Genomic DNA, 3,819 nt, shown 5'->3' with positions numbered 1-3,819 from the left:
ACCTCGGCGATAGCGAACGTCACTGCGGTGGACGCCAGGTACGCGGCGAGGATCTGCCAGCGGACCTCGGCGACGATCTGCGCCGTGTCCGGACGGCCTCCCCACCCCAAGAGCGCGGCGGCGGCGACCACGGCTGGTGCGAGCAGCAGTATCGGCAACACCCTGCGCATGCGGCCGCCGGTCTCCCTCGGGCGTGCGTCGGCACGGACGGGTCGTTCGTGGGGGACGGGCTGCGACGGTGCGGCTCGAGTGACGTGCGTGCCGCGTGGAGGGAGCCCGACATGGGAGTATAGCGCACGCGCCGCGCGGCCCGCGCCGGGGTCTCTGCCGGGTGGTGGCGTCACATACGACGTCGCCGGCGACGTCGTATGTGACGCCACCCGACGCGCAGACCCCCCGACCGGGTGCTGCAGCGTGCCGAGCGCGCCGCCGGACCCACGCCGGACCCGCGCCGCGGCGCCCCGCTCCCCATTCGCTACAATCGGGGTGCGAGCTCGCCTCGTGCACGCGCCCGCACACCCGCCGTCCGACCGAGGAGCGCCGCCATCTCCAAGCCGTCCGTCGCCCGCTCCACCGCCACCATGTCGGTGGCCACGACGCTGTCGCGCGTGACCGGCTTCGTGCGGATGTGGGCGACCGCCTACGCCCTCGGCGCGACTGCGATGGCCAGCGCGTACAGCGTCGCCAACAACGTGCCGAACATGATCTACGAGCTCGTGGTGGGCGGGATTATCTCCTCGCTGTTCATCCCCACCTTCATGGAGATCCGCTCGAACGAGGGCGAGCAGCGCGCCTGGCGGTTCGCGAGCCACCTGTTCAACCTCGCGGTGCTCGGCCTCGGAGCGATCGCGGTGGTCGGCATCCTGTTCCCCGAGCCGTTCATCTGGACCCAGACCTTCCGCATGGGGTCCGCCGAGGCCGGCAGCGTCCGCCCGATCGCCTCGGCGTTCTTCGCCATCTTCGCCATCAAGATCATGCTCTACGGGGCCGGTTCGGTCGTCTCGGGCCTGCTCAACTCGGACCGCAGGTACCTGTGGGTCGCGCTCGGGCCCGTCTTCAACAACGTCGTGGTCATCGCGGCGCTGTTCGTGTACGCGGCGGTCGTGGGCGACAACGAGCGGCTCGCCTTCTACATCCTGGCCGGCGGCACCACCGCCGGCGTCGCCGTGATGTACCTGGTGCAGCTGCCGTCGCTGCTCAAGTCCGGCTGGCGCTACGAGTTCGGCGTCGACCTGAAGGACCCCGGCATCCGCCGCATGGCGAAGCTCGCGCTGCCGACGATCGTGTACGTCGCCACGAACATGGTCGCCGTCTCGGTCCGCAACTCGTCGGCGTTCGCCGTCTCGCCGGAAGGGCCCGCGCGCCTCATGTACGCGTGGACCTTCTACCAGCTGCCCTACGGCATCCTCGCCGTATCGCTCACCACCGCGCTGTTCACGGAGCTGTCGGACGCGGCCGGCAGGCAGGACTGGGGCGCGTTCCGTCGCGACGTCGCGCGCGGCCTGCGCAGCACCGCCGTGCTCATCCTGCCGATGGCCGCGACGATGATCGCGCTCGCGACGCCGCTCGTGCGGCTCTACCAGGTCGGCGAGTTCGACGCCGCGTCGGTCGGACCGGTGGCCTCGGCGCTGCGCTGGTGGAGCGTGGCGCTCGTCTTCTACTCCGCCACGATGTTCCTGCTGCGCACGTTCTACTCGCTCAAGGACACGAAGACGCCGATGACGGTCAACCTCGTGCTGACCGGCGTGCAGATCGGCCTGTACTTCCTGCTGACCACGGGCGCCGCCGGATGGGCCGGCCTCGGGCTCGACGGCATCCCCATCGCCGACGCCGTCTTCTTCGCGCTGTCGATGGTCGCGCTGGCGGCCATCCTGAGGCGTCGCGTCGGCGACTACGAGCTGCCCGACGTCGGACTCACGTTCGGGAAGGTCGCCGTGGCGGCCGCGGCGGGCGCCGTCGCGGCGTGGGGCGCCGCCCGGCTGCTCGCGCCGCTGGCCGGAGGCGTGTCCGGGGCGCTGCTCCAGACCGCGGGCGGAGGGGTCGCAGGCCTCGCGGTGACCTACGGCATCGCGGCCGCACTCCGGGTGCACGAGCTGGCGTCCGCCGCCGCGCTCCTGCGCCGCAAGCTCGTGCCGTCCCGCGCTCAGCGCGCACCCGACATGGACCCCGAGGAACCCGATGCGTGACGCGCGCGTGGTGGCGCTCGTGCCCGCGCACGACGAGGCCGCCGCGATCGTCGGCACCGTCTCCGCGATCCGCGGCATCGAGGGCATCACACGCGTGATCGTCGTGGATGATGCATCGGCCGACGGCACCGGTGCGCTCGCCGCGGAGGCGGGCGCTGAAGTCGTGACGCTTCCCGAGAACCGCGGCAAGGGCGCCGCACTCAACGCCGGCCTCACCGCTCTCGGCGAGGACTACGACGTCCTGTTGCTCCTCGACGCCGACCTCGGCCCATCCGCATCCGAGGCCGCCGCACTCGTCGAGCCGGTGCTCGCGCGCGAGGCGGACATGACCGTCGGCGTGCTGCCCAAGCCGCCGGGCTCCGGCGGGTTCGGGCTCGTGAAGGGCCTCGCCCGCTGCGGCATCTTCGTGCTCGGCCGCGGGTTCCGCGCCAGAGCGCCGCTCTCGGGCCAACGTGCCCTCGACCCGGCAGCCGTGGCCGCCTGCACGCCGTTCGCACGACGCTACGGGGTCGAGACCGCGCTCACCGTCCGCGCGCGCCGCGCCGGGCTCGTGGTGACCGAGGTGCCGGTCGCGATGTCGCACGCAGCCACCGGTCGCGACGCCTCCGGCTTCGCCCACCGCGCACGGCAGTTCGTCGACGTCGCGCTCACGCTGCTCGGGCTCGTGTTCGCACCGCGCCGCCCGCGTTCGTAGCGTCAAGACCGCCGGGCGCTACCGCCGCAGCTCGGGGAAGCGCGCCGTCGCGCCCTTGTCGAGCCCGTAGTGGCCCTTGGCGCCCTCGGCAAGCGTCCACACGAGCGACAGGAGACCGTCGGGCAGGTCGGCGTGGTCCACCGCCGCCAGGCCCGCCTCGGACGCCGCGTCCGCGGCCCGCGTCTCCTGGCCGGTGACCTCCACGCCCACGGCGGGCACGCCACGCGCCGCGGCGGCGATCGCGATCTCGAGCGCGACCGGCTCGACCGTCGCCTCCGAGGACGCCACGAGCACCACGCCGGCCACGGCCACGCCCGCCGGCAGGCCCTCGACGCTCATCGCTCCCACGGACTTCAGCATCTCGGTCGCCGGCCGGTCACCCTCGCCGGTCCACTCGGCCGCGAGCGCCGACGCGATGCGGCTCTCGAGCTCGCCGGTGTCGGTCACGTCGCGTGAGCGCGTGAGCGACCGCGCGCGCTCGGCGGTCGCGGCGTCCTCGAGCCCCGCGTGCTCCTCGCGCAGCGTCACCACCGCGGCCACGCCGCCCGCCGCCTTCACGGCGCCCTGCGCGGCTGCGAGCGCGTCGCTACGCGCCGGCGTCGTGAGCAGGACGACCGTCCGCCCGCGCAGCTTCCCATCGACCATGTACGCCACGGTCGCGTCGCTGAACCCGCGCACGGCCTCGACCTCGGTGCGCATCGTCTTGTTCTCGGCCGAGATGGACTGGAAGTCCTTCGTCAGGCTGCCGACGAGCGTCGTCTTCTGCGCGTCGAGCATGCAGCGCTCCACCACGACGGTGCCGAGCACGAGCCCGACCGCCAGCGCGAGGAACACCGACACGAGCGATGCGATGTGGTAGCGCAGGTTGTACACGCGTGTGATGCCTCCCGAGCCGGACGGAGCGGACGGCGGGCGGGCGGCCCTCGGCGCGCGTGCGTC

At 73.1% G+C, this 3,819-nt stretch carries 3 protein-coding genes; 2 read left to right on the top strand and 1 reads right to left on the bottom strand.

The features are described from left to right. Nucleotides 1–404 precede the first annotated feature (404 nt). Nucleotides 405–2,186, top strand: coding sequence for a murein biosynthesis integral membrane protein MurJ (murJ, locus tag FDZ70_07530; GenBank protein TLM73689.1), 1,782 nt, complete (start codon nt 405–407; stop codon nt 2,184–2,186). Continuing rightward, nucleotides 2,179–2,880 carry a glycosyltransferase gene (locus tag FDZ70_07525; protein TLM73688.1) on the top strand — a complete coding sequence of 234 codons (702 nt, stop codon included), beginning with the start codon at nt 2,179–2,181 and terminating at the stop codon, nt 2,878–2,880. Before murJ ends, FDZ70_07525 begins: the two co-directional genes overlap by 8 nt. Nucleotides 2,881–2,898: 18 nt before the next feature. On the opposite strand, the gene FDZ70_07520 is transcribed toward FDZ70_07525, so the two are convergent. Further along, on the bottom strand, nt 2,899–3,819 hold a 921-nt coding region (locus tag FDZ70_07520), incomplete at its 5' end, for a hypothetical protein (GenBank protein ID TLM73687.1).

The sequence above is a fragment of the Actinomycetota bacterium genome (assembly GCA_005774595.1).
Taxonomy (GTDB): domain Bacteria; phylum Actinomycetota; class Coriobacteriia; order Anaerosomatales; family D1FN1-002; genus D1FN1-002.
The sequence above is the reverse complement of the archived record's forward strand: the minus strand, read 5'-3'. Positions and strand labels throughout refer to the sequence as shown.